We start from the raw sequence: 22484 nt of genomic DNA on the forward strand, positions 1-22484 counted from the left end.
ATGTTATTGCCTAAGCGTGTAAAACACCGTCGTGTTCATCGCGGGAAAATGCGTGGCCAAGCAAAAGGCGGCACACAGGTAGCATTCGGCGAATACGGCCTGCAAGCTCTTGAGTCTTCTTGGATCACAAACCGTCAAATCGAATCAGCGCGTATCGCGATGACTCGTTATATGAAACGTGGCGGTAAAGTTTGGATTAAAATCTTCCCTCATAAGCCTTATACAGCAAAACCTCTTGAAGTTCGGATGGGTTCTGGTAAAGGGGCGCCTGAAGGCTGGGTAGCTGTTGTGAAACCTGGGAAAATCATGTTTGAAATTGCTGGAGTTCCTGAAGAGGTGGCTCGTGAAGCACTTCGTCTTGCTGCACATAAACTGCCGGTAAGATGCAAGGTCGTAAAACGTGAAGAAATTGGTGGTGAATCAAATGAAGGCTAAAGAAATTGTTGAATTAACCACTGCCGAAATTGAACAAAAGCTTAAATCATTAAAAGAAGAGCTTTTTAATCTTCGTTTCCAGCTCGCTACTGGACAGTTAGAAAATACTGCTCGTATTCGTGAAGTACGTAAAGCGATCGCTCGAATGAAAACTGTCATTCGTCAAAGAGAGATCGATGTTAACAATCGATAATTGAGAGGAGGTTTGCACAATGAGTGAAGAACGTAACCAACGTAAAGTTTATACTGGACGTGTTGTGTCTGACAAAATGGATAAGACTGTCACTGTTCTTGTAGAAACTTACAAAAAGCACTCACTTTACGGCAAACGCGTTAAGTACTCTAAAAAGTTTAAAGCTCATGATGAGTTAAACGAAGCAAAAGTAGGCGATATCGTTCGCATCATGGAAACTCGCCCATTATCTGCTACAAAACGCTTCCGTCTAGTAGAAGTTGTAGAAAAAGCTGTTATTATCTAATCAATAATTGTTCGGATAGAAAGTGAATCCGAAGGGAGGTAACATACATGATCCAACAAGAATCTCGTTTAAAAGTGGCTGATAACTCAGGTGCACGTGAAGTATTAGCGATTAAAGTTCTTGGTGGCTCCGGCCGTAAAACTGCAAACATTGGTGACGTAATCGTCTGCACAGTGAAACAAGCAACACCAGGTGGCGTTGTCAAAAAAGGCGACGTAGTCAAGGCTGTTATTGTTCGTACAAAGAGCGGTGCTCGTCGTAATGATGGTTCTTACATTCGTTTTGATGAAAATGCTTGTGTGATCATTAAAGATGACAAGAGCCCACGCGGAACTCGTATCTTTGGTCCAGTTGCACGTGAATTGCGTGACAACAACTTTATGAAAATTATTTCTCTTGCTCCAGAAGTTATCTAAGAAAAGCAAGGTTATCAACTTGGCCATTCAAGGAGGTGCGATAGAATGAACGTAAAAAAAGGCGACAAAGTGATGGTCATCACAGGTAAAGACAAAGGAAAAACAGGCATCGTGCTTGCAGCATTTCCTAAAAAAGACCGTGTGCTTGTTGAAGGGATTAACATTGTTAAAAAGCATGTAAAACCTTCTCAGATAAATCCACAAGGTGGAATTATCAGCCAGGAGGCACCTGTTCACGTATCTAACGTAATGCTTTTAGATCCTAAAACTAACGAGCCTACACGCGTAGGGCACAAAGTGGTTGACGGTAAAAAAGTTCGTGTAGCAAAAAAATCTGGTGAAGTTCTAGATAAATAATTCATCTGTTAAAGAAGGGAGGTACACTATATGAACCGCCTTAAAGCAAAGTTTAATGAAGAAATTACACCTGCTTTAATGAATAAATTCAATTACCAATCAGTTATGGAAGTACCAAAAATCGAGAAGATCGTAGTTAACATGGGAATTGGCGATGCCGTTCAAAATGCGAAAGCTTTAGATACTGCTGTTGAGGAGTTAGCGCTTATCACTGGTCAGAAGCCTTTAGTTACACGCGCTAAAAAATCAATCGCGGGCTTCCGCCTTCGTGAAGGTATGCCAATTGGAGCGAAAGTAACATTACGCGGTGAGCGTATGTATGAATTCCTTGATAAATTAATCTCTGTATCACTTCCACGTGTACGTGACTTCCGTGGAGTTTCCACAAAAGCGTTTGATGGACGCGGTAACTACACATTAGGTGTAAGAGAGCAATTAATCTTCCCTGAGATTGATTACGACAAAGTAAGCAAAGTTCGTGGTATGGATATCGTAATTGTAACAACTGCGAAGACTGATGAAGAAGCTCGCGAATTGTTAACTCAATTTGGAATGCCATTCCAAAAGTAATCGCTATAAAAGGGAGGCGAAATCGTGGCCAAAAAATCAATGATTGCGAAACAAAAACGCACACCTAAATTTAAAGTACAAGAGTACACACGCTGCGAACGTTGCGGACGTCCACACTCTGTATACCGTAAATTTAAGCTTTGCCGTATTTGTTTCCGTGAACTTGCATATAAAGGACAAATTCCTGGTGTCAAAAAAGCCAGCTGGTAATACCCCGGCTTGGGAAGGAGGTAAATAGAATGGTTATGACAGATCCAATTGCAGATTTGCTTACTCGCATCCGTAACGCAAACATGGTGCGTCACGAGAAATTAGAGGTACCTGCTTCTAACATTAAGAAAGAAATCGCTGAAATTCTAAAGCGCGAAGGTTTCGTTCGTGACGTTGAGTATATCGAAGACAACAAGCAAGGCGTAATCCGTATTTTCTTAAAGTATGGAGCAAACAATGAACGGGTTATCACTGGTTTAAAACGTATCAGCAAACCTGGTTTACGTGTATACGCAAAAGCTGACGAAATGCCACGAGTTCTTAATGGACTAGGTGTTGCTCTTGTATCAACATCTGCAGGCGTGTTAACTGATAAAGAAGCTCGCGCTAAACAAGTTGGCGGCGAAGTATTAGCATACGTTTGGTAATATTCTTCTAATAGAACGGAGGTGCAAAAATTATGTCTCGTGTAGGAAAAAAACCTATTGAGCTACCTGAAGGCGTAACAGTAACAAACGATAATAACACTGTCACTGTAAAGGGCCCTAAAGGTGAACTCGTTAATACATTTAACAAAGATATGAAAATTGAGGTTGAAGGAAACGTTCTTACAGTTGTTCGTCCTTCTGATTCTAAAGAGCACCGTACAATCCACGGTACAACTCGTGCGCTTTTAGCGAACATGGTGGAAGGTGTATCTAAAGGCTTCGAAAGAACTCTTGAATTAGTTGGTGTCGGATACCGTGCCCAAAAACAAGGAAAGAAACTTGTATTGAACGTTGGTTATTCTCATCCAGTTGAAATGGAGCCTGAAGAAGGTATTGAGATTGACGTTCCTGCTAACACAAAAGTGGTTATTAAAGGCATCAATAAAGAGCGTGTAGGTGCTCTTGCTGCTAACATTCGCGCAGTACGTCCTCCAGAGCCGTATAAAGGCAAAGGAATTCGTTACGAAGGCGAATATGTGCGCCGTAAAGAAGGTAAAACAGGTAAGTAATGTCGCTTAAGTAAACGAAAGGAGTGACCAGAATGATTACGAAGGCTGATAAAAACAAAACTCGTAAAAAGAGACATGGCCGTGTTCGTTCAAAGCTTAATGGTACAGCTGAACGTCCTCGTTTAAATGTTTACCGTTCAAATCAACATCTTTACGCTCAAGTGATCGATGATATGAACGGTGTAACACTTGCCAGCGCTTCTACAGTCGAAAAAGATTTCGGCTTAGAGCAAACAAACAACGTTGACGCTGCTGCTAAAGTAGGCGAATTAGTTGCGAAAAGAGCGAGCGAAAAAGGCATCACATCCGTTGTGTTTGACCGCGGAGGATACTTATACCATGGACGCGTAAAAGCACTTGCAGATGCAGCTCGCGAAAATGGATTACAATTCTAATAAAAAAGGAGGGACAAATTCATGCGTCGTATTGATCCAAATAAACTTGAACTTGAAGAGCGTGTAGTTACGGTCAATCGTGTAGCAAAAGTAGTAAAAGGTGGTCGTCGTTTCCGTTTTACTGCTCTTGTAGTTGTCGGTGACAAGAACGGACACGTTGGTTTTGGAACTGGTAAAGCACAAGAGGTACCAGATGCTATCCGTAAAGCTGTTGAAGATGCGAAGAAAAACTTGATTACAATTCCGATCGTTGGAACATCTATTCCACATGAAGTAATCGGCCGTTTTGGCGGCGGTGAAATTCTCCTAAAGCCTGCTTCTGAGGGTACTGGAGTAATCGCCGGAGGACCAGTTCGTGCGGTACTTGAGCTTGGTGGCGTAGAAGACATTCTTTCTAAATCACATGGTTCAAACACACCAATTAACATGGTTCGTGCTACAATTGAAGGAATTAAACAACTGAAGCGTGCGGAAGATGTTGCTAAACTACGCGGAAAATCAGTAGAAGAACTGTTAGGATAAGGAGGGATTTACAATGGCTGAAAAATTAACAATTACCCTCACTCGCAGCTTGATCGGTCGTCCGAAAGATCAGCGTGAAACAGTTAAAGCTCTTGGACTTCGCAAAATGCATCAAACAGTGGAGCATCAAGATAATGCAGCAATCAGAGGTATGATCAATAAAGTATCTCACCTAGTAACAGTAAACGAAAAATAATAACACTTAAATAATAAGGAGGTGCACAAACATGAAACTTCATGAGTTAAAACCGGCTGAAGGTGCTCGTAAATCTCGCAACCGTGTAGGACGCGGACCAGCTTCTGGTAACGGTAAAACTGCTGGTAAAGGTCATAAAGGACAAAATGCTCGTTCTGGCGGCGGTACACGCCTTGGATTCGAGGGTGGTCAAACTCCTTTATTCCGACGTCTACCAAAACGCGGCTTTACTAACATTAACCGCAAAGAGTATGCGGTCGTTAACCTTGATGCGTTAAATCGCTTCGATGAAGGCACAGAAGTTACACCAGAACTTCTTATTGAAACTGGTGTAGTAAGCAGCGAAAAAGCAGGAATTAAAATTCTTGCTAAAGGCAACGTAGAGAAAAAGCTGACTGTAAAAGCTCATAAATTCTCAGCTGCTGCTAAAGAAGCTATCGAAGCTGCCGGCGGTAAGACTGAGGTGATTTAATGTTTCGCACAATCTCCAATTTTATGCGTGTGGGTGATATAAGACAAAAAATTATATTCACCCTCCTTATGTTAATCGTTTTCCGTATCGGCACATTTATTCCTGTTCCTTATGTGGATGCAAATGTCCTGCAGATGCAGGAACAGGGCGGACTAATTGGTTTTCTTAATACCTTTGGCGGAGGAGCCCTCCAGAACTTCTCTATATTTGCTATGGGGATTATGCCTTACATTACAGCTTCGATTATTGTACAGCTCTTGCAGATGGATGTAGTTCCTAAGTTCACAGAGTGGTCGAAGCAAGGGGAAGTCGGGCGGCGCAAGCTGTCACAGTTTACAAGATATTTTACAGTAGTTCTTGGTTTCATCCAGGCGCTGGGAATGTCTTACGGCTTTAACCGTCTCTTCGGCGGGTTGCTTGTTGAAAACAACAGCATCGGTGCATATCTGCTGATTGCACTTGTATTAACAGCCGGTACGGCTTTTCTTATGTGGCTTGGAGAACTGATTACCTCTAAAGGTGTCGGTAACGGAATCTCGATTATCATTCTTGCTGGGATTGTTGCAGCTATTCCGAACACGATCAATCAGATTTATGCACAGCAAATCGAGGGTGCTGGTGACCAGCTCTTCCTGCGAATTGTTGTACTTGTACTGATTGTATTAGCAGCTCTCGCAATTACTGTGGGCGTAATTTTTGTTCAGCAGGCATTGCGTAAAATTCCAATTCAGTATGCTAAGCGGGTAACTGGAGAAGGCGGCATGGGTGCACGTGGAGCACAATCTACTCACTTGCCTTTAAAAGTAAATGCTGCAGGCGTTATCCCTGTTATCTTTGCGGTGGCATTTCTGATCACACCACAAACGATTGCTTCGTTTTTTGGTTCTAATGATGTAACAACGACGATTCAAAATATCTTCGATTACACTAAGCCAGTAGGTATGATCATTTATGTAGCGCTGATTGTTGCATTTACTTATTTCTATGCGTTTATTCAAGTCAATCCGGAGCAGCTAGCCGATAACTTGAAAAAACAAGGAGGATATATTCCAGGGATTCGTCCAGGGAAGAACACGCAGGATTATTTAACTAGTGTTTTGTACCGCCTAACTTTTGTAGGTGCCATCTTCCTGTCTGTTATCTCTATTCTTCCTGTCTTCTTTATCAACTTTGCAGGTCTTCCACCAGCTGCACAAATTGGCGGTACTGGCTTGCTTATCGTAGTTGGAGTGGCATTGGAAACAATGAAACAGCTGGAAGCTCAGCTTGTTAAACGTCATTACAAAGGCTTTATTAAATGATGACAACTTGCTGAATGTCACTAATCAGACTGAGGGGGTATACAAATGAATCTAGTATTAATGGGGCTGCCTGGTGCCGGAAAGGGCACGCAGGCTGAACAAATTGTTGAGAAATATAACATTCCGCATATTTCTACAGGAGACATGTTCCGTGCGGCCATCAAGGAAGGCACAGAACTTGGACTAAAGGCAAAATCTTATATGGATGAGGGCGCTTTAGTTCCTGATGAAGTAACGATCGGGATTGTTCGAGAAAGATTAAGCAAAGTAGATTGTGAAAAAGGATTTCTTCTTGATGGCTTTCCAAGAACAGTTGCTCAAGCAGAAGCGCTTGAAAATATCCTTGAAGAGTTAGATAAGAAGATTGATTACGTAATTAATATCGATGTAGATAAAGACATCCTTATGGAGCGTCTAACTGGACGTCGTATTTGCAAAGACTGCGGTGCTACTTATCATCTCATCTTCAATCCGCCAGCTGAGGAAGGCAAGTGTGACCGTTGCGGCGGCGAGCTTTATCAGCGAGCAGATGATAATGAAGAGACAGTCCAAAACCGTTTGGATGTTAACTTGAAACAAACTGAACCATTACTAGATTTCTATCAACAGAAAGGTTATCTAAAAAACATTCAAGGACAGCAAGAAATCGACAAAGTGTTCGAGGATATTGATGAGCTTTTGAAAGGTTTAAATAGATGATCATTCGCAAGACCCCTCGAGAGATAGAAATTATGAGAGAGGCAGGACGGATTGTTGCCTTAACACACCAGGAATTAAAACGGCATCTCTCACCCGGTATAAGCACGAAAGAATTAGATGAAATTGCGGACAAATTTATTAGACAGCATGATGCAATTCCTTCTTTTAAAGGGTATAATGGTTTTCGTGGCAGCATTTGTGTGTCCGTTAACGAAGAGCTCGTCCACGGTATTCCCGGCGATCGAGTATTAAAAGAAGGGGATATCGTCAGCCTGGATATAGGTGCGAATTACAAAGGATACCATGGCGACTCAGCTTGGACTTATCCTATTGGCACTATCTCTCCTGACACTCAGAAGCTGCTGGAAGTGACGGAGAACTCACTTTTTGTCGGTTTAGAAGAAGCAAAGCCAGGTGCACGCCTTTCAAATATCTCCCATGCGATTCAAACGTATGTAGAATCTTACGGCTTTTCGATCGTACGAGAGTATGTAGGGCACGGGGTTGGTCAAAGCTTACATGAGAGCCCTCAGATTCCTCACTTTGGACCTCCTGGCAAAGGACCAGTACTGAAACCAGGGATGGTGCTTGCAATTGAGCCAATGGTAAATGCCGGCTACCGTTATGTCCGGACGCTCGAGGATAACTGGACAGTCGTGACGCAAGATGGAAAGATGTGTGCTCATTTCGAACACACAATTGCGATCACCAATGCAGGTTTTGAGATTTTAACCACCCTCTAGCCTGGAAGGATGTTTCTTCAAAGGTATTCTGAGACTAGAATGATGACCAGCCTGCTGATTTTGTACGGAGTTCTGTATGAAAAGAGAAGGGAGAGTAATGAATGGCGAAAGACGATGTAATTGAAATTGAAGGTACAGTAGTAGAAACTTTACCTAACGCTATGTTTAAGGTTGAATTAGAAAATGGGCATACAATCCTTGCGCATGTTTCTGGAAAGATCCGCATGCACTTTATTCGCATTCTGCCCGGAGATAAAGTGACTGTAGAACTTTCTCCATATGACTTAACTCGCGGTCGAATTACTTACCGCTATAAATAACTTATGCACTCCGGACTATTAAGGAGGTTGGAAAAATGAAAGTTAGACCATCAGTGAAACCAATCTGCGAAAAATGTAAAGTAATACGCAGACGTGGCAAGGTCATGGTTATTTGTGAAAACCCTAAACACAAACAAAAACAAGGATAATTTCAAAGGAGGTGCACGCTTAAATGGCACGTGTAGCAGGTGTTGATATTCCACGCGACAAGCGCGTTGTTATTTCATTAACTTATATCTACGGAATCGGCAGTTCAACTGCTAAGAAAATTCTTGCGGAAGCTGGTGTTTCTGAAGACACTCGTGTACGCGATTTAACAGAAGACGAATTAAACACAATTCGTGATATCATCGACAAACTAAAAGTTGAAGGGGATCTTCGTCGTGAAATTTCCCTTAACATTAAGCGTCTGATGGAAATTGGTTCTTACCGTGGTATCCGCCATCGTCGTGGTTTACCAGTTCGCGGACAAAATACGAAGAACAATGCTCGTACTCGTAAAGGTCCTCGTAAAACAGTAGCTAACAAGAAAAAATAATTGGTAAAGGAGGTCAATGTTAGACATGGCTCGTAAACAACAATCTCGTAAGCGTCGTGTGAAAAAGAATATTGAATCAGGTGTTGCTCACATTCGCTCAACATTTAACAATACAATCGTAACTATTACAGACGTTCATGGTAATGCCCTTTCTTGGTCTAGTGCAGGTGCACTTGGCTTCAAAGGCTCTCGTAAATCTACTCCATTTGCTGCTCAAATGGCTGCTGAAACAGCTGCAAAAGCATCTATGGAGCATGGGATGAAAACTCTTGAAGTAACAGTTAAAGGTCCTGGTTCTGGCCGTGAAGCTGCTATTCGTGCTCTTCAAGCTGCAGGTCTTGAAGTAACTGCTATTAGAGATGTTACTCCTGTCCCTCATAACGGCTGCCGCCCTCCAAAACGTCGCCGCGTTTAATTTTCCTGTATAATCATTATATCTATGGCAATAATGGGTATAATTGAATGTTGCGTTCATTTACAGGAAAGTAAACCAGTTGTGGTAAAAATCGGGAACGTAAACATGGGGGAATTTCGGTTGAAGGATTTCTTCAAACGGAGTTTCGACGTATTGAAGGAGGGATAGTTGAATGATCGAAATTGAAAAGCCAAAAATTGAAACGGTTGAGATCAGCGACGAGGCCAATTATGGAAAATTCGTCGTGGAACCACTTGAGCGTGGGTATGGTACAACTTTGGGTAACTCCTTGCGTCGTATATTATTATCCTCACTTCCAGGTGCTGCTGTTACTTCTATCCAAATCGACGGAGTGCTGCATGAGTTCTCAACAGTCGAGGGTGTCGTAGAAGACGTAACATCTATCATCTTAAACATTAAAAAACTTGCTCTTAAAATCTACTCAGATGAAGAGAAGACAATGGAGATAGATGTACAGGGAAGTGGTGCTGTTACAGCAGCGGATATTACGCATGACAGTGACGTAGAAATTCTTAACCCTGATTTGCATATTGCTACTTTAGGAGAGAATGCACACTTCCGCATGCGCCTGACTGCTCAGCGAGGAAGAGGTTACAATCCAGCTGATCAAAACAAAAAGGAAGATCATCCAATTGGTGTCATTCCAGTTGACTCCATCTACACTCCGGTTGCCCGTGTAAACTATCAAGTGGAAAAAACACGCGTAGGGCAGGTTTCAAATTTTGACAAGCTCTCGTTGGATGTGTGGACTGACGGCAGTATCGGCCCGAAAGAAGCAGTTTCTTTAGGGGCAAAGATTCTAACTGAACACTTAAATATCTTCGTTGGTTTAACAGACGAAGCTCAAAATGCTGAAATTATGGTTGAGAAGGAAGAAGACCAAAAAGAGAAAGTTTTAGAGATGACAATCGAAGAGCTTGATCTATCTGTCCGTTCTTATAACTGCTTGAAGCGTGCCGGCATTAATACAGTGCAGGAGCTTGCTAACAAGTCAGAAGAAGACATGATGAAGGTCCGGAACCTTGGCCGTAAATCACTTGAAGAAGTGAAAGCAAAGCTGGATGAGCTTGGTTTAGGCCTGAAAAAAGAAGATTAATTACAAATAAAAGCAGAATTCAACAAAGGAGGGTATCTTCATGGCTTACAGAAAGCTAGGACGTACAAGCGCTCAGCGCAAAGCTTTGTTGCGTGACTTAACAACTGATTTAATCATCAGTGAGCGTGTTGAAACAACTGAAGCCCGTGCGAAAGAGCTTCGCTCAGTTGTGGAAAAAATGATTACACTTGGTAAACGTGGTGACTTGCATGCACGCCGTCAAGCTGCAGCATTCCTTCGTAACGAAGTGGCTTCAACTATTGAAGTAGAAACAGAAGACGGAAAGAAAAAAGAGAAACCAGTTTATGCACTGCAAAAGCTTTTCTCTGATGTGGCTCCTCGTTACAGCGAGCGCCAAGGCGGTTACACACGCATCATGAAAATCGGTCCTCGTCGTGGTGACGGTGCACCAATGGTTATTATTGAACTCGTTTAATTTTCAGTAAAACCACAACAAGGGCAGAACCTTCCTCGTACGGCTGTGTTTTGCCCTTTTTTACTAACTTTCGCTGAAGACTGAATAATTTGAAGCTTGAGTGTTACGATGAGCACTGTCAGATAGGTGACTCGTCTAGCTCATGCACCCCTTCCGCTCTTAATTAAATGTAAGAGACCGCATTGCCGGCAGAAGAGCTTTTCTTCTTTGGACAGGGGTGCGGGCTTTTTTTGTATATGGAACTTTAAGCGAAGGAATTACTTTGAGAGATGAAGAGAGAGGGAAGTTTATGAAAGAGCCTATCATTTCGATTCGCCATGTTTACTTCCGTTACCCAGAGCAGCAGAGCGATGCCCTGCATGACATTTCTTTAGACGTCGCCCAAGGCGAGTGGCTGGCTATTGTTGGTCATAACGGTTCAGGTAAATCCACCCTTGCCAAAATGCTGAACGGTCTACATTACCCGAGAGAAGGGGAAGTAATGATCAGCGGTTTTCCTTTAAAAGAGGAGTATGTATGGGAGATACGCAGGCGTCTTGGTATGGTCTTTCAAAATCCTGATAATCAATTTGTTGGTACGACTGTTCAGGATGATGTGGCTTTTGGGTTAGAAAATAATGGAGTGCCTCATGACATTATGGTGAGGCGAGTCGAAGAATCACTTCAGCGGGTAGGAATGCTCGATTTTCTGAATCAAGAGCCGCACCATCTATCTGGCGGGCAAAAACAACGCGTGGCTATCGCAGGAGTGATCGCACTGCAGCCAGATATCATTCTTTTAGACGAGGCAACCTCCATGCTCGACCCGCTTGGAAGAGAAGAAGTGCTTTCAACTGTTCGTGAGCTTAAGGAGGAACAAAAGCTAACGGTGATTTCCATTACACATGATTTAGAGGAAGCTGCCCGTGCTGATCGCATTATCGTGCTGAACCAGGGAAGCGTGTACCATGAGGGAACACCGGATGATATTTTTCAAATGAATAAGGAGCTTATTCAACTAGGCCTGGATGTTCCTTTCCCAATTAAGTTGGGTGAGGCACTTAGGCGGCAGGGGTTTGACATTCAGGGCGGCCATTTAACAGAAGAAGAGCTGGTGAGAGAGTTATGGACATCCAACTTCAAGAAGTAGAATACCGTTATGCAGCCGGTACACCATTTGAGCGCCTAGCATTAAAAGACGTGAGTTTCACGATTCCAGAAGGTCGTTTTGTCGCTATTATCGGCCATACCGGTTCGGGAAAGTCGACGATCATTCAGCATTTAAATGCACTGCTTCGTCCGACAAAGGGCAAAGTCGTTATAGGCGGCCGGGTAGTTTCAGCAGATAAAAAAGAGAAAAACTTAAAAGAGATTCGGAAAAAGGTAGGTATTGTGTTTCAGTTCCCGGAACATCAACTCTTTGAAGAAACAGTAGAGAAAGACATTATGTATGGTCCAATGAACTTTGGAGTGTCAGAAGAGGAAGCAAGAGACCGAGCTCGGGGATTAATTGAGAAGGTTGGTCTTCCGGACAGTGTCCTAGAAAAGTCTCCATTCGACCTCTCAGGCGGACAAATGCGGCGTGTGGCTATTGCCGGTGTATTGGCTATGGAGCCGGATGTGCTGGTCCTTGATGAGCCGACAGCTGGATTAGATCCACGTGGCCGAAAAGAGATAATGGACATGTTTTACGCCTTGCATAAAGAAAAAGGGCTCTCTACTGTCCTGGTGACACATAGCATGGAAGACGCGGCTTTCTATGCGGATGATATGGTCGTGATGCATAAGGGGAGCGTATGCATGCAAGGAACACCACGGGAGCTCTTTTCACGGCCTGAGGAGCTGGCTTCTTATGGGCTCAGTGTACCAGAAGTGATTCGCTTCCAGCAGAAATTCGAAGAGCTCTCAGGCATGAAGCTGGCCAGGCCTTGTTTAACCATCGAGGAGCTGGCAGAGGAGCTGTCGCGCTTAAGGGATTGGGGTGGCGGATCATGATGGAAAAAATGATCTTCGGCCGCTACTTGCCGCTGGAGTCTCCTATACATCAGTTAGATCCAAGGGCTAAGCTTCTCTTTACGTTTGGCTTCGTTGTGGTGGTATTCTTGGCGAATAATGTGGTCACCTATGCTACACTTGCGGCCTTTACTCTTATGCTTGTGTACTTGTCCAAGATCAACCTCCGTTTTTTGCTGTCAGGATTGAGGCCGGTTATTTGGCTAATTGCTTTTACGTTCCTGCTTCATATCTTTCTCACAAGGGAAGGGGATGTATTAGTAAAGGTTGGGTTTTTAGAAATCTATGAAGGCGGTCTGAGGCAGGGGGTTTTTATTTCTCTTCGCTTTTTACTGCTCATTCTCGTAACCTCTTTATTAACACTGACTACCTCACCAATATCAATTACAGATGGCCTAGAGACGTTGCTGCAGCCATTTAAGAAGCTGAAGCTTCCCGTACATGAGCTGGCTTTAATGATGTCTATTTCCCTTCGGTTCATCCCCACGCTGATGGATGAAACCGATAAGATCATAAAAGCACAGGCAGCCAGAGGAGCGGACTTTTCAAGCGGTCCTATCAAGGAAAGAGTCAAAGCGGTGGTTCCGCTGCTTATTCCATTGTTCGTGAGTGCCTTTAAACGGGCAGAAGAGCTGGCGATTGCTATGGAAGCAAGGGGCTACCGCGGCGGAGAAGGACGCACAAAATACCGGCTTCTTCATTGGCGATGGAAGGATACAGTGGCTGTTTGTCTGCTTCTTCTCTTGGCTGTGGTACTTTGGAGGCTGAGAAGCTGATGGATATAAAGAGAATCAAATGCACAATTTCTTATGACGGTTCCCGGTTTGCAGGTTATCAAGTACAGCCAAACGAAAGAACGGTCCAGCAAGAACTGGAAAAGGCTCTGGCTCGGATGCACAAGGGCGAAGAGATAAGGGTCACCGCTTCAGGGCGAACGGATGCCGGTGTTCACGCGATGGGGCAGGTGATTCATTTTGATACACCGTTCTCTATACCGGAAGAGCGCTGGCCAGCAGCCTTAAATAGCCAGCTGCCTGCAGATATAGCTGTGCTGCGGGCAGAAGAGGCGTCTTCTTCTTTCCATGCGCGCTTTTCTGCTTTAGGTAAGGAGTACCGCTATAGAATCTATCAATCACCACACAGAAGCCCTTTTAAGCACACGTATGCCTGTCATTGCCCATTTGAATTGAATGCAGAGGCCATGCAGGAAGCGGGCAGAAGATTGATGGGCACCCACGACTTTACAAGCTTTTGTTCTGCTAAAACAGAGGTGGAGGATAAAGTGCGGACACTTACTAAGCTAGAAGTGATCAAGCAGGAAGAAGAAATTGAATTACGGGTAGCAGGGAGCGGTTTTCTGTATAATATGGTCCGTATTATTGCGGGCACGTTAATAGAAGCTGGAAGAGGAAGAATGTCTCCGGGAGACGTAGAACAGGCGCTAAAGGGGCGGAACAGGGCACTTGCTGGAAAAACAGCACCTGCTGAAGGGTTATACCTTTGGTCTGTAGACTATGGCAACTAATCCGGGTGTCACATTTTTTCTTGACATTGACTTCCATACGTTATATCATATCCTATGGTATGTTATTTACCCCCACGATAAGCCCCGTACACTTATTCGTGATTTAAATAAAATACGAACAAATTAAGAAACAAACTTATAACTATTTTAGGAGGGCAAAAACCAATGCGTACGTATATGGCTAAATCAGGCGAAATCCAACGCAAATGGTACGTAATCGACGCTCAAGGTCAAACACTAGGCCGTCTTTCAAGCGAAGTTGCGTCTATTTTGCGCGGTAAACATAAACCAACATTCACACCAAACGTTGACACTGGTGACAATGTGATCATCATCAATGCAGAGAAAATCGAATTAACAGGTAATAAATTAAAAGATAAAATTTACTACCGTCACAGCATGTATCCAGGCGGTTTAAAAACACGTACAGCTAACGAAATGCGTACAAAATACCCTGAAAGAATGCTTGAGCTTGCAATTAAAGGCATGCTTCCAAAAGGTTCTTTAGGTCGTCAAATGGCGAAGAAATTGCACGTATATGCTGGTCCTGAACATAAACATCAAGCACAACAACCGGAAGTTTACGAACTTCGCGGCTAATTATTAAGAGGAGGTTATTATCTTGGCACAAGTTCAATATATTGGCACTGGTCGCCGTAAGAGCTCTGTTGCTCGCGTGCGCTTAGTACCTGGAGACGGAAAAGTCATCATCAATGGACGCGATGTAGAAAGCTACATCCCATTCGAAACACTACGTACAGTAATCAAGCAGCCGCTTGTAGCAACTGAAACAGCTGGCAGCTACGATGTATACGTAAACGTAAACGGAGGCGGCTACACTGGTCAAGCAGGTGCTATCCGCCACGGTATCGCACGTGCGCTTCTTCAAGCAGATCCTGAGTATCGCCCAACTCTAAAGAGTGCTGGCTACTTAACTCGTGACGCTCGTATGAAAGAACGTAAAAAATACGGTCTTAAAGGCGCTCGTCGTGCACCTCAGTTCTCAAAACGTTAATAGAAACATTGGTATATCAATGTTTGCAGAGCTTTTTTGGTTCAAGTTGGTTCAAATCAGCTTGAACCCTTATAAAGCACTTAACAGATTTAAAGCATCGGCATCTTGCTGGTGCTTTTTTTCTGGCATTAATTCCAGATAATAATTTTGTGTAGTTTGTATGTTTATGTGTCCTAATCGTTTAGATACATATGCAATATCTATGTCTTGAGAAAATAGAAATGATGCATGAGTATCTCTCAAACCGTGAAATGTTGTTTTTTCAATGTTTAACTTCTTCAATAACTCTGCTAATTGTTCCGACTGTTTAAAACCGCCAAAGCTGAAAATATAACCGTTCTCTTTAACAGGAATTTTACGAATGAGTTCATATACCTCTTTGTTAATAGAAACATCACGTTTTGCATTTTGTGTTTTTAATGAAGTATCATCAGAAGTAGGACTGATCGAATGTCTAACCCTTATTCCGTATTCATAAAGACTCTCTGGGCGTATTGCTAACAGTTCTCCACGTCGCATCCCCGTTTCTAATGCAAGTAATACAAGCAAGTTAAATTCGTCTTCTGGATGCTGTAAAACGTAATTACGAAGTTTTCTAAAATCGGTGATAGATAATGCTTTATTACGTTTAGGTGGATTCTCTCCACGTGTTTTTACTAAACGAGCAAAATCATTTGCAATATAGCCACGAGCATATGCATCACGTAAAGATGTTTTAATTTTAAGAAGAACCTCATGTGTTGTTTTTCGTGAATGTGTCTTGGCATACTCATCAATCTTCTTCTGAACAACAATATCATTTAAATCTTTTAATTGGATATCTTGAAATAAGTTTCTAATAACTCCTAAAGTACGAACATAATTTTGAAATGTTGTTTCTTTAACATCATTAATCTTTACAAGATATATCCAGTTCTCGAAGAAATCTGCAAATGTTGTTGTTCTGTGAGCGAGTTCTTTACCTTCCCCTTTCGCTAATTCCATTTCTAAAGCCCAAAGTTTAGCTTCCTTTTTTGTTGGAAAAGTTTTAGTAAGTTTTTTATGTTTTCCATGTTTGTATAAAGAGACTTGAGCTCTATATGATTTTCCTCTTTTTACAATACTAGCCATACTATCAATTCCTTTCATAAAAATAGTTGATAGATGCTAGTTGAATACATCTGTATTGTATTCTGAACCTAGCATATTATCAACTAATCAAACAACAGTTAGACAGATTGTCTTTCGATAAATTCTATTAGAGATTTAATTGTGTAACGTTCATGACGACCTATCATAAAGCGGTCTAGTTCTTCGTGTGGTCGTATATATTTATCAAATGACTTTGGGTCTATGCCTAGGAACCGAGATGCTTGTTCCCTTGTTAAAAGATACGGATAGTCCTTTGTAGCCATGGTTAAGCTCATATGGCATCATCTCCTTTATACTAAAATTTATTTAGTTCTTTTAGTGCTTGTTCAGCATCATATTTTATTTGTCCTAAAATATCTTCTGGTGTATAGTTGCTATTTTGGTAATCAGAATGATTATCCGTTTTATTAATCGTTCCTTTACCGTTCTGGAAAAAGTCTACTATTTCAACAATGTGTTGTATATGTTCTTTTAATTTTGGAAAACTCATTTAAATATCATCCTTCCCACGGCTTACCTTCTAATTGGTAAAGTGTCTTATATTTATTTAACCAAGATATATGGTCATCATTAGGTTCGAATTCTTCATAGTACTGTTTATATAAATAATCTATTAATTCTTTTGCTGCATCACCTCCCCATATTTGTTGAACTTTCCACAATGTGGGGAGTAGCCCAGATCCCTTAATTAAATGGTCTATTGATTGTTGTAACAAATTGTTTCGTGGAGATGGTGACTCAAAGTGAAAGTCCTTCTCATCTAATAGTTCAAGCATTAATCTAGTTATCTTATGAGGTCGATTAGAATTAACATAAAAGAGCATGTATCGATCAAGTAGAGCACTAATAATCACATTTTTAAGCTGTTCATCTGTACTACATTTTTTGATTGCATCTGTTAATTGATGGGCATAATCACCAGAAAACTCTGCTTCAACACGTGTCCAGTCATCCACTTCTTTGGCGATATGTCGCATGTGCTTCATGATAGTTGTTCCTCTTTTTTGTCATAAATGCGTAAATGCACTTTTGTATTTCTGCTTTTTGCCCCGATATACAATGTTTGTGCCTGAAAGTCTTTGGAAACGTCGGACACTTTCGAGTTGTTTCTTTTATATGGCTTGTTTTTGTTATCTTCAATAACTTTTTGTAGATAACTTTTATTAGTACTTCCCATAGCGTATTTCAGTCCTTCCTTCTTCTATCGAGCGTTTTAATTTAGCAATGTTAATATTTTCATTAATAAAGTCACAACAGATATCAATTCTTGAAAGTCTAAAACTATATTCATCCGAATCAATCATTTTTAAAAAGGTGTGTAAATGAATAGGTTCATTAAATTCTTCTTCATATCGTTTCCGATATTCATGCCATGCGTATGCACTATATTTGACAATCACACCCATTTTCGTAAATGCTTCATGATAAGCGATACAGAAATAAAAAGGTGCATTGATGAATGAGTAACCTATTGTGTAGCCTTCTGGTAGCTTAACGTCAGCTTCACCGAAGTTGTCAAATAGCTTATGCATCTTAGATTTAATCAAGAAAGTACTTATTAGACTTTTTGCTACCCAGTCACGCCATTCATCAAAGTCAAACACGCCTGTAGCTTGTAATACGAGTGTAAATTGGTCAATATCTGGTTTAATCATGTTCTATTCACTCCTTTTGCTAAGAAAACTTTAGGTAAAGTTTTCTTGGTGTATAAGCCGGTAAGAATAGGCTTTGGTGTGGGTTTTGCTCCTGACTGGAGCTGGGGTGATTACCTGCACCCCAGCTCTCCTAAAGGTGTAAAGCACGGAGCGGAACCTTCCCCGCCTGAACGGCGGGTCCCCTTCCACTCTTTGTGCCGTCGCTCCTTAAGGAAAAGCTAGGTGCTTCAATTCAAAAAGCTACAGTAAGGAACGGTCAACAACCGTGGCTTGTCTGCACTTGCTAGCCCTGGATAACTGTAAATCCCTTGACCAGCAGTAAATTGAACTGGCGGTATATCCACACTAGAAGAAAACAGAGTTCTATAGGTTTGCTCATCACTATCACCTAAAGCAATCTTCAAAACGAGCTGTTCTCTAATCGCTGTTGGCATCGTCTGTGCGTTCATTTGTTGCGTAGCGACCCACAGAATACACCCTAGTTGACGACCCATGAAAGCAACATCGGATAGTATGCTATCGACTTCGTCACGATCTTTTTTTGCTAAAGTCTTCCATGACTCTCTTAATGCCCCGAATTCATCTATAAGCAAAATTAAAGCAGGTAATCCAGCATCTCTATACGTTTTGTTGCGATTTGATATGAAATAGTCTTGTAATTCATCTTGTCGTTTTTTCATACGCTCATGAAATTGTTTAATCAATTCAATCGCGTTTGTTTTATCGGCAGTTCGCTCATCACCAACGGTACGTTTAGCCATTTGGTAAACGTCAGTGCGCTTTGGATCAATTATGAATAACTCATGAGTGACCTTTTTCGATAATACTTGTTCAGTTAGCATTTGAATAAAAAACGATTTACCACTACCTGTTTGTCCAACTAATCCCATATGATGAAATGGTACGGTTGCACGCTCATCTAATCGTAAGGCGTAATCATCTGTAGTCTTATTTGACCATTCTATCAAGTCACTTGCCGATTTAATTTTTAGTTGTTTATGTGAATCAACTGAATAAAATTCGTAAATATACCAATCGCGATCTTTAGATAAGTACTTGCGCTCACTTACGTAACCCTTTAAAGCTGAATCAATCCGCATATCTTCAAGTTTCTTATCGAATTTAATTGTGTTTTTGATGAAAACTTTTCCTGACTTTCTTGTTCGATTATCATCAAATGTTATCTTAATTTTTGGTAAAGTAACTAAACGATTGTCAAACTCGCGTTCATCTTCAAATCTCGCGTCTTTAATATGTCTTCTGATTCGCTTTGTCATCAAATAATAATGCAGAGAAAAAAATAGACCAAACCACAATTTATTGCGAATTGACCAATTAACAAACAAAGTAACTACCATTACACCAACAGGAATCAAGAAGATATTTGACTCAATTTGTGGAAGTTGTATTAACGTTATTTGTTCAACAATCAATGGATACAGTTTATAAAAGAAAAACCATAAGATAAGAAAAAATCCAATGAATAAAAATGAAATAAAACCACGTTGCATTCTATATGTTTTCTTCATGCAATCCACATCCTAATATCGTGGTTCCGCCCCTTGTCAGGGGCGGTCACAGGTATAATAATGTATTTGTTGATAGGAAGGGAACTTATTGCCCTTCATTCTTTATTTTGGTGGAATAATGTCTACATCTTCTGCTTTGACGGAAAGTTCACTCATGAATGTTCCATACACAGAAGCTGTTGGATTCACAAATGTGATTTTACTGAACTTTTTATACTCTTTTGGAGGTTTAGGCACCTTTACAATAACTTGCTCGCCTGCATTAAGGTCAGGTGCTACATCCTCGCCTTTGTATTCTGTTCGGTCGGTTGCAATTACTGTTTTATACTTAGTGCCTACGACTTTAGGATTCTTTCCGTCCGCATCGTATTCAAGCCAGTCCTCATGTGACATCACTCGTACGTCCTTGTCTTTGAAAAATGCCTCACAGTCAAAGCGATTGAACTCTCGTAGTTTCTTCATCTGAAACTTTCATCCTCTCGATATCTTTTTGAAAGCATTGCGCAATTAACTTTCTAATTCAATTGTAAGGCATCTGATTTTCTATAACTAATGAAGAAAAATGCTATAATGGCTGATATAATAGCGTTATTTATTGTGAGGTGTGAATTTAAATGTGGATATTTACTAAAGAGGAAGAATTAAATTCTGAACAGATAAAAGAATTAAAGAATCAATGGTTCACTATGGAAGAGGCAATTGAGGAATTATCATTTGACGGAAAAAATTATTCAGAATCATCTTTTCGTAGAGATGCAGCTAAAGTTAATACTAATAAAGAGTTTGCCCAAATTGGAAAGCCTATGGTAAAAGAGGAGAAATTGGGAGGTAAAGGGCGACCAAGAAAAGTGTATAATCGTGCATTTGTTGAAGCACTTCGAACATTTGCAATAAGCGATTCTTATAAACAAGTCGAGGAGGAACCTATTGAATTCTTTATAAACTATGAATGGAAAGACATGATTAGAGGCAAATTCCAAAAAACATTGAAAGACTATAAAGTTGAACAAAAGTACATCAATATCATTGTTGAAGAACTTTTAAGTATAGTTAATGATGATATTATACAAAAATGCAATGCCTTAGTTGGACAAAATAAATTATTAGTACATCAAAATAAAAAATTAGAAGATACCAAAGAATATTATATTGCCTTACACCGAGGTGTTGAAGAGAACGCGAATGTATTAAATAATATTGCCAATCATATAAAAAACGATATTTCCGAATCCTCGTCAGCGTTAAGTAGAAAAGAGGTTTATCACTTGGATCAAACACTTAAAGTAAATAACAAGTTAGACGAGATACTGAAATTATTGAAGGAAAATAAAAAGCGATAGGTTTTAAAATAGATGTCTTTATTAATTTTCCTTTTCAGCTCCCCTAATTATAATCTTCTAATTCGTCTAATATGCAGAGACGAATTATCGATTAAGTAAAGGGTCTTCGTTCTTCGGATGTTATGAGTCAGCCAAGTAGGATAAGGGTGCGTAACAAAGCAATCAACGCTTTTAACGCACCCTAATTCATTGGGCTTCCCCAAAACATATACGAATCACTTGATAGCTCTGCTACTTACGCCACTTGACATTTATCGATGCGAAGATTCTCTCTGTGGTGACCAAAAAGGTCAAAATATAATAGAGAGGTTGATCTAGATGGATACTATTTTAGAGATTGTACGCATTGAACAAGTAATTCGGGAGGCAGAAGAAGGAGTTAATTACATTATTCGTAGTCCAGAAGATGGTGCAAAGATAGCGTCTCGCTTTATTGGCCGTGATGATCGTGAAGTGTTTTTTGTAATGTGTTTAAATACAAAAAATAATGTTATCGCAGTTCATCGTTGTCATGTTGGTTCGTTGAATGCATCACTCGTACATCCTCGTGAAGTGTTTAAATCAGCAATACTTAATAATGCAGCAAGTGTCATTGTTGCACATCAGCATCCAAGTGGTGATATATTAACCATAGTATAATAAATAATAGTAGTTAAAGTAGTTTAGGAGGAGATATTAAAGGGAGATTTTACTTTAAATAAAAATTAACAAGGTTTATAATTTGTAGTACTTAAAGTGTTTAAAGAGGGGGGAGCGTGTGAGGGTTCAAAGGATAGAAGTGGAGGATAAGCCGTATCCATTGTATTTATTACTAGATAAAGAGTACCAGCTAATTGAACCAGTAATGAAATTCATTAAATACTTAGATAATACTGGTAAGTCTCCAAATACCATTAAAGCATACTGCTATCATTTAAAGTTGCTGTATGAGTTCATGGAACAGAGAGGCGTTATTCTTAATGATATTAACTTTGAGTTGTTAGCAGACTTCGTAGGTTGGTTGAGATATCCAACAGCATCAAATGTAATTGATCTTCAGTCAAAAGAAGCCATAAGAGAAGAAACGACAGTGAATACAATTTTAAATGCAGTTATGAGTTTTCTTGATTATTTAAGTAGATTAGGAGAATTTAAATCAATTGATGTATTTAAACAAGCAAAGGGAAGAAATTTCAAAGGATTTTTACATCATGTTAATAAGGGTAGATACCAAAAGAATGTCTTAAAGTTAAGGGTTAAAAAGAAACAGATAAGAACATTGACATCAGAGGAAGTTAAGCAAATTATTGATGCTTGTCATACGAAAAGAGATAAATTAATTTTAATGCTTATGTATGAGGGTGGTTTAAGAATCGGTGAAGTGTTATCGCTTAGGCTTGAAGATATTGCCACTTGGGACAATCAAATCAATTTAACACCTAGAGATGTTAATGTTAATGAAGCTTATATTAAATTAAGGAAGGAAAGAACAATACATGTGAGTAAAGAACTGATGTCACTTTATACAGATTACTTGGTATATGAGTATAGTGAGGAATTGGAGCATGATTATGTTTTTATTTCCTTAAAAGAAGGCTATTTTGGGAAATGTATTTGGCAAGTAAAAAATGTATGTAACGGCAGTTAAAAATGTAACCACTTGCCAACTTTAATACTAGTTTTGTAATAATGACTCTTTA

35 protein-coding genes and 2 pseudogenes are annotated in these 22484 nt (G+C 40.5%); 31 read left to right on the forward strand and 6 right to left on the reverse strand.

Annotated elements, in window-relative coordinates; translation table 11 throughout:
- The 28 genes from rplP to rpsI all read left to right on the forward strand — a co-directional run bounded on the left by rplP (position 1) and on the right by rpsI (position 15150).
- Positions 1 to 435 (forward strand): 50S ribosomal protein L16, encoded by a 435-nt coding sequence (gene rplP / locus QY97_RS10845; protein WP_039234418.1) that lies wholly within the window; start codon positions 1 to 3, stop codon positions 433 to 435.
- A complete protein-coding gene (gene rpmC, locus QY97_RS10850; protein WP_039234421.1) occupies positions 425 to 628 on the forward strand; it encodes a 50S ribosomal protein L29 in 204 nt (67 codons plus the stop codon). Before rplP ends, rpmC begins: the two co-directional genes overlap by 11 nt.
- Positions 629 to 647: 19 nt before the next feature.
- On the forward strand, positions 648 to 914 hold the full coding sequence (gene rpsQ, locus QY97_RS10855) for a 30S ribosomal protein S17 (RefSeq protein ID WP_039234424.1): 267 nt from the start codon (positions 648 to 650) through the stop codon (positions 912 to 914).
- A gap of 47 nt (positions 915 to 961) precedes the next feature.
- On the forward strand, positions 962 to 1330 hold the full coding sequence (rplN, locus tag QY97_RS10860; protein WP_039234427.1) for a 50S ribosomal protein L14: 369 nt from the start codon (positions 962 to 964) through the stop codon (positions 1328 to 1330).
- Positions 1331 to 1375: 45 nt separating this feature from the next.
- The gene (rplX, locus tag QY97_RS10865; protein ID WP_039234429.1) at positions 1376 to 1687 is read left to right on the forward strand and encodes a 50S ribosomal protein L24; all 312 of its coding nucleotides are present in this window, start codon (positions 1376 to 1378) and stop codon (positions 1685 to 1687) included.
- A gap of 30 nt (positions 1688 to 1717) precedes the next feature.
- Positions 1718 to 2257 (forward strand): 50S ribosomal protein L5, encoded by a 540-nt coding sequence (gene rplE, locus QY97_RS10870; protein ID WP_039234432.1) that lies wholly within the window; start codon positions 1718 to 1720, stop codon positions 2255 to 2257.
- 24 nt (positions 2258 to 2281) lie between these two features.
- On the forward strand, positions 2282 to 2467 hold the full coding sequence (rpsN, locus tag QY97_RS10875; RefSeq protein WP_001085700.1) for a 30S ribosomal protein S14: 186 nt from the start codon (positions 2282 to 2284) through the stop codon (positions 2465 to 2467).
- 29 nt (positions 2468 to 2496) lie between these two features.
- Entirely contained in the window at positions 2497 to 2895 is a 399-nt protein-coding gene (gene rpsH, locus QY97_RS10880) for a 30S ribosomal protein S8 (RefSeq protein ID WP_039234438.1), read from the forward strand.
- Positions 2896 to 2927: 32 nt separating this feature from the next.
- A complete protein-coding gene (gene rplF, locus QY97_RS10885) occupies positions 2928 to 3464 on the forward strand; it encodes a 50S ribosomal protein L6 (RefSeq protein WP_039234440.1) in 537 nt (178 codons plus the stop codon).
- Between the two features lie 32 nt (positions 3465 to 3496).
- Positions 3497 to 3859 (forward strand): 50S ribosomal protein L18, encoded by a 363-nt coding sequence (rplR, locus tag QY97_RS10890; protein ID WP_039234442.1) that lies wholly within the window; start codon positions 3497 to 3499, stop codon positions 3857 to 3859.
- Between the two features lie 21 nt (positions 3860 to 3880).
- Positions 3881 to 4381 (forward strand): 30S ribosomal protein S5, encoded by a 501-nt coding sequence (gene rpsE / locus QY97_RS10895; RefSeq protein WP_040037426.1) that lies wholly within the window; start codon positions 3881 to 3883, stop codon positions 4379 to 4381.
- Between the two features lie 13 nt (positions 4382 to 4394).
- Entirely contained in the window at positions 4395 to 4577 is a 183-nt protein-coding gene (gene rpmD / locus QY97_RS10900) for a 50S ribosomal protein L30 (RefSeq protein ID WP_039234445.1), read from the forward strand.
- 31 nt (positions 4578 to 4608) lie between these two features.
- The gene (gene rplO / locus QY97_RS10905; RefSeq protein ID WP_039234448.1) at positions 4609 to 5049 is read left to right on the forward strand and encodes a 50S ribosomal protein L15; all 441 of its coding nucleotides are present in this window, start codon (positions 4609 to 4611) and stop codon (positions 5047 to 5049) included.
- Positions 5049 to 6350 carry a preprotein translocase subunit SecY gene (secY, locus tag QY97_RS10910; RefSeq protein ID WP_039234451.1) on the forward strand — a complete coding sequence of 434 codons (1302 nt, stop codon included), beginning with the start codon at positions 5049 to 5051 and terminating at the stop codon, positions 6348 to 6350. The genes rplO and secY overlap by 1 nt, the downstream gene beginning before the upstream one ends.
- Positions 6351 to 6395: 45 nt before the next feature.
- A complete protein-coding gene (locus tag QY97_RS10915; RefSeq protein WP_039234454.1) occupies positions 6396 to 7049 on the forward strand; it encodes an adenylate kinase in 654 nt (217 codons plus the stop codon).
- Entirely contained in the window at positions 7046 to 7792 is a 747-nt protein-coding gene (gene map / locus QY97_RS10920) for a type I methionyl aminopeptidase (protein WP_039234457.1), read from the forward strand. Before QY97_RS10915 ends, map begins: the two co-directional genes overlap by 4 nt.
- A gap of 101 nt (positions 7793 to 7893) precedes the next feature.
- On the forward strand, positions 7894 to 8112 hold the full coding sequence (gene infA / locus QY97_RS10925) for a translation initiation factor IF-1 (RefSeq protein WP_039234460.1): 219 nt from the start codon (positions 7894 to 7896) through the stop codon (positions 8110 to 8112).
- A 35-nt stretch (positions 8113 to 8147) separates the two neighbouring features.
- A complete protein-coding gene (gene rpmJ / locus QY97_RS10930) occupies positions 8148 to 8261 on the forward strand; it encodes a 50S ribosomal protein L36 (RefSeq protein WP_000868344.1) in 114 nt (37 codons plus the stop codon).
- Between the two features lie 23 nt (positions 8262 to 8284).
- On the forward strand, positions 8285 to 8650 hold the full coding sequence (gene rpsM, locus QY97_RS10935; RefSeq protein ID WP_039234463.1) for a 30S ribosomal protein S13: 366 nt from the start codon (positions 8285 to 8287) through the stop codon (positions 8648 to 8650).
- Between the two features lie 25 nt (positions 8651 to 8675).
- Positions 8676 to 9065 (forward strand): 30S ribosomal protein S11, encoded by a 390-nt coding sequence (gene rpsK / locus QY97_RS10940; protein WP_039234514.1) that lies wholly within the window; start codon positions 8676 to 8678, stop codon positions 9063 to 9065.
- A gap of 172 nt (positions 9066 to 9237) precedes the next feature.
- A complete protein-coding gene (locus QY97_RS10945) occupies positions 9238 to 10182 on the forward strand; it encodes a DNA-directed RNA polymerase subunit alpha (protein ID WP_039234466.1) in 945 nt (314 codons plus the stop codon).
- Between the two features lie 40 nt (positions 10183 to 10222).
- A complete protein-coding gene (gene rplQ / locus QY97_RS10950; protein WP_039234469.1) occupies positions 10223 to 10618 on the forward strand; it encodes a 50S ribosomal protein L17 in 396 nt (131 codons plus the stop codon).
- A 289-nt stretch (positions 10619 to 10907) separates the two neighbouring features.
- Positions 10908 to 11747, forward strand: a complete 840-nt coding sequence (locus QY97_RS10955) for an energy-coupling factor ABC transporter ATP-binding protein (protein WP_039234472.1) — start codon at positions 10908 to 10910, stop codon at positions 11745 to 11747.
- Positions 11723 to 12592, forward strand: a complete 870-nt coding sequence (locus QY97_RS10960; RefSeq protein ID WP_039234475.1) for an energy-coupling factor ABC transporter ATP-binding protein — start codon at positions 11723 to 11725, stop codon at positions 12590 to 12592. Before QY97_RS10955 ends, QY97_RS10960 begins: the two co-directional genes overlap by 25 nt.
- Positions 12589 to 13386 (forward strand): energy-coupling factor transporter transmembrane component T family protein, encoded by a 798-nt coding sequence (locus QY97_RS10965; RefSeq protein ID WP_039234478.1) that lies wholly within the window; start codon positions 12589 to 12591, stop codon positions 13384 to 13386. Before QY97_RS10960 ends, QY97_RS10965 begins: the two co-directional genes overlap by 4 nt.
- Complete coding sequence (gene truA, locus QY97_RS10970; protein WP_039234481.1) at positions 13386 to 14135, forward strand: tRNA pseudouridine(38-40) synthase TruA; 750 nt, start codon at positions 13386 to 13388, stop codon at positions 14133 to 14135. The genes QY97_RS10965 and truA overlap by 1 nt, the downstream gene beginning before the upstream one ends.
- A gap of 165 nt (positions 14136 to 14300) precedes the next feature.
- Positions 14301 to 14735, forward strand: a complete 435-nt coding sequence (gene rplM, locus QY97_RS10975; RefSeq protein ID WP_039234483.1) for a 50S ribosomal protein L13 — start codon at positions 14301 to 14303, stop codon at positions 14733 to 14735.
- 22 nt (positions 14736 to 14757) lie between these two features.
- Positions 14758 to 15150 (forward strand): 30S ribosomal protein S9, encoded by a 393-nt coding sequence (gene rpsI / locus QY97_RS10980; protein ID WP_039234487.1) that lies wholly within the window; start codon positions 14758 to 14760, stop codon positions 15148 to 15150.
- Positions 15151 to 15219: 69 nt separating this feature from the next.
- Here the strand turns inward: rpsI and QY97_RS10985 are convergent, their stop codons facing one another.
- From QY97_RS10985 to QY97_RS11020, 6 genes are all read right to left on the reverse strand, one after another.
- On the reverse strand, positions 15220 to 16260 hold the full coding sequence (locus QY97_RS10985; protein WP_039234490.1) for a site-specific integrase: 1041 nt from the start codon (positions 16258 to 16260) through the stop codon (positions 15220 to 15222).
- A gap of 316 nt (positions 16261 to 16576) precedes the next feature.
- Positions 16577 to 16771, reverse strand: a complete 195-nt coding sequence (locus tag QY97_RS10995) for a hypothetical protein (RefSeq protein WP_039234497.1) — start codon at positions 16769 to 16771, stop codon at positions 16577 to 16579.
- Between the two features lie 7 nt (positions 16772 to 16778).
- Positions 16779 to 17267: a hypothetical protein gene (locus QY97_RS11000; protein WP_039234500.1), complete on the reverse strand. Its 489-nt coding sequence runs from the start codon at positions 17265 to 17267 to the stop codon at positions 16779 to 16781.
- A 177-nt stretch (positions 17268 to 17444) separates the two neighbouring features.
- Complete coding sequence (locus QY97_RS11010) at positions 17445 to 17936, reverse strand: hypothetical protein (RefSeq protein ID WP_039234506.1); 492 nt, start codon at positions 17934 to 17936, stop codon at positions 17445 to 17447.
- Between the two features lie 227 nt (positions 17937 to 18163).
- Positions 18164 to 19465 carry a helicase HerA domain-containing protein gene (locus tag QY97_RS11015; RefSeq protein ID WP_039234508.1) on the reverse strand — a complete coding sequence of 434 codons (1302 nt, stop codon included), beginning with the start codon at positions 19463 to 19465 and terminating at the stop codon, positions 18164 to 18166.
- Positions 19466 to 19567: 102 nt separating this feature from the next.
- A complete protein-coding gene (locus QY97_RS11020) occupies positions 19568 to 19927 on the reverse strand; it encodes a hypothetical protein (protein WP_028274900.1) in 360 nt (119 codons plus the stop codon).
- Between the two features lie 152 nt (positions 19928 to 20079).
- On the opposite strand from QY97_RS11020, the gene QY97_RS19565 reads away from it, so the two are divergent.
- The 3 genes and pseudogenes from QY97_RS19565 to QY97_RS11035 form a co-directional block, all read left to right on the forward strand.
- Entirely contained in the window at positions 20080 to 20805 is a 726-nt protein-coding gene (locus QY97_RS19565) for a hypothetical protein (RefSeq protein ID WP_052728959.1), read from the forward strand.
- Positions 20806 to 21123: 318 nt separating this feature from the next.
- Positions 21124 to 21429 (forward strand): annotated as a pseudogene (locus QY97_RS11030) (JAB domain-containing protein); the annotation flags it as partial.
- 133 nt (positions 21430 to 21562) lie between these two features.
- A pseudogene (locus tag QY97_RS11035) lies at positions 21563 to 22393 on the forward strand (tyrosine-type recombinase/integrase); the annotation flags it as partial.
- Between the last annotated feature and the right edge of the window lie 91 nt (positions 22394 to 22484).

This window comes from Bacillus thermotolerans (genome assembly GCF_000812025.2).
Classification (GTDB): Bacteria; Bacillota; Bacilli; order Bacillales; family Domibacillaceae; genus Quasibacillus; species Quasibacillus thermotolerans.

What these genes read in the sequence shown, in the direction of transcription:
- rplP (WP_039234418.1), top strand. Translation starts at nt 1, where the DNA reads ATGTTATTGCCTAAGCGTGTAAAACACCGTCGTGTTCATCGCGGGAAA.
- rpmC (WP_039234421.1), top strand. Translation starts at nt 425, where the DNA reads ATGAAGGCTAAAGAAATTGTTGAATTAACCACTGCCGAAATTGAACAA.
- rpsQ (WP_039234424.1), top strand. Translation starts at nt 648, where the DNA reads ATGAGTGAAGAACGTAACCAACGTAAAGTTTATACTGGACGTGTTGTG.
- rplN (WP_039234427.1), top strand. Translation starts at nt 962, where the DNA reads ATGATCCAACAAGAATCTCGTTTAAAAGTGGCTGATAACTCAGGTGCA.
- rplX (WP_039234429.1), top strand. Translation starts at nt 1,376, where the DNA reads ATGAACGTAAAAAAAGGCGACAAAGTGATGGTCATCACAGGTAAAGAC.
- rplE (WP_039234432.1), top strand. Translation starts at nt 1,718, where the DNA reads ATGAACCGCCTTAAAGCAAAGTTTAATGAAGAAATTACACCTGCTTTA.
- rpsH (WP_039234438.1), top strand. Translation starts at nt 2,497, where the DNA reads ATGGTTATGACAGATCCAATTGCAGATTTGCTTACTCGCATCCGTAAC.
- rplF (WP_039234440.1), top strand. Translation starts at nt 2,928, where the DNA reads ATGTCTCGTGTAGGAAAAAAACCTATTGAGCTACCTGAAGGCGTAACA.
- rplR (WP_039234442.1), top strand. Translation starts at nt 3,497, where the DNA reads ATGATTACGAAGGCTGATAAAAACAAAACTCGTAAAAAGAGACATGGC.
- rpsE (WP_040037426.1), top strand. Translation starts at nt 3,881, where the DNA reads ATGCGTCGTATTGATCCAAATAAACTTGAACTTGAAGAGCGTGTAGTT.
- rpmD (WP_039234445.1), top strand. Translation starts at nt 4,395, where the DNA reads ATGGCTGAAAAATTAACAATTACCCTCACTCGCAGCTTGATCGGTCGT.
- rplO (WP_039234448.1), top strand. Translation starts at nt 4,609, where the DNA reads ATGAAACTTCATGAGTTAAAACCGGCTGAAGGTGCTCGTAAATCTCGC.
- secY (WP_039234451.1), top strand. Translation starts at nt 5,049, where the DNA reads ATGTTTCGCACAATCTCCAATTTTATGCGTGTGGGTGATATAAGACAA.
- QY97_RS10915 (WP_039234454.1), top strand. Translation starts at nt 6,396, where the DNA reads ATGAATCTAGTATTAATGGGGCTGCCTGGTGCCGGAAAGGGCACGCAG.
- map (WP_039234457.1), top strand. Translation starts at nt 7,046, where the DNA reads ATGATCATTCGCAAGACCCCTCGAGAGATAGAAATTATGAGAGAGGCA.
- infA (WP_039234460.1), top strand. Translation starts at nt 7,894, where the DNA reads ATGGCGAAAGACGATGTAATTGAAATTGAAGGTACAGTAGTAGAAACT.
- rpmJ (WP_000868344.1), top strand. Translation starts at nt 8,148, where the DNA reads ATGAAAGTTAGACCATCAGTGAAACCAATCTGCGAAAAATGTAAAGTA.
- rpsM (WP_039234463.1), top strand. Translation starts at nt 8,285, where the DNA reads ATGGCACGTGTAGCAGGTGTTGATATTCCACGCGACAAGCGCGTTGTT.
- rpsK (WP_039234514.1), top strand. Translation starts at nt 8,676, where the DNA reads ATGGCTCGTAAACAACAATCTCGTAAGCGTCGTGTGAAAAAGAATATT.
- QY97_RS10945 (WP_039234466.1), top strand. Translation starts at nt 9,238, where the DNA reads ATGATCGAAATTGAAAAGCCAAAAATTGAAACGGTTGAGATCAGCGAC.
- rplQ (WP_039234469.1), top strand. Translation starts at nt 10,223, where the DNA reads ATGGCTTACAGAAAGCTAGGACGTACAAGCGCTCAGCGCAAAGCTTTG.
- QY97_RS10955 (WP_039234472.1), top strand. Translation starts at nt 10,908, where the DNA reads ATGAAAGAGCCTATCATTTCGATTCGCCATGTTTACTTCCGTTACCCA.
- QY97_RS10960 (WP_039234475.1), top strand. Translation starts at nt 11,723, where the DNA reads ATGGACATCCAACTTCAAGAAGTAGAATACCGTTATGCAGCCGGTACA.
- QY97_RS10965 (WP_039234478.1), top strand. Translation starts at nt 12,589, where the DNA reads ATGATGGAAAAAATGATCTTCGGCCGCTACTTGCCGCTGGAGTCTCCT.
- truA (WP_039234481.1), top strand. Translation starts at nt 13,386, where the DNA reads ATGGATATAAAGAGAATCAAATGCACAATTTCTTATGACGGTTCCCGG.
- rplM (WP_039234483.1), top strand. Translation starts at nt 14,301, where the DNA reads ATGCGTACGTATATGGCTAAATCAGGCGAAATCCAACGCAAATGGTAC.
- QY97_RS10985 (WP_039234490.1), bottom strand. Translation starts at nt 16,260, where the DNA reads ATGGCTAGTATTGTAAAAAGAGGAAAATCATATAGAGCTCAAGTCTCT.
- QY97_RS10995 (WP_039234497.1), bottom strand. Translation starts at nt 16,771, where the DNA reads ATGAGTTTTCCAAAATTAAAAGAACATATACAACACATTGTTGAAATA.
- QY97_RS11000 (WP_039234500.1), bottom strand. Translation starts at nt 17,267, where the DNA reads ATGAAGCACATGCGACATATCGCCAAAGAAGTGGATGACTGGACACGT.
- QY97_RS11010 (WP_039234506.1), bottom strand. Translation starts at nt 17,936, where the DNA reads ATGATTAAACCAGATATTGACCAATTTACACTCGTATTACAAGCTACA.
- QY97_RS11015 (WP_039234508.1), bottom strand. Translation starts at nt 19,465, where the DNA reads ATGAAGAAAACATATAGAATGCAACGTGGTTTTATTTCATTTTTATTC.
- QY97_RS11020 (WP_028274900.1), bottom strand. Translation starts at nt 19,927, where the DNA reads ATGAAGAAACTACGAGAGTTCAATCGCTTTGACTGTGAGGCATTTTTC.
- QY97_RS19565 (WP_052728959.1), top strand. Translation starts at nt 20,080, where the DNA reads ATGTGGATATTTACTAAAGAGGAAGAATTAAATTCTGAACAGATAAAA.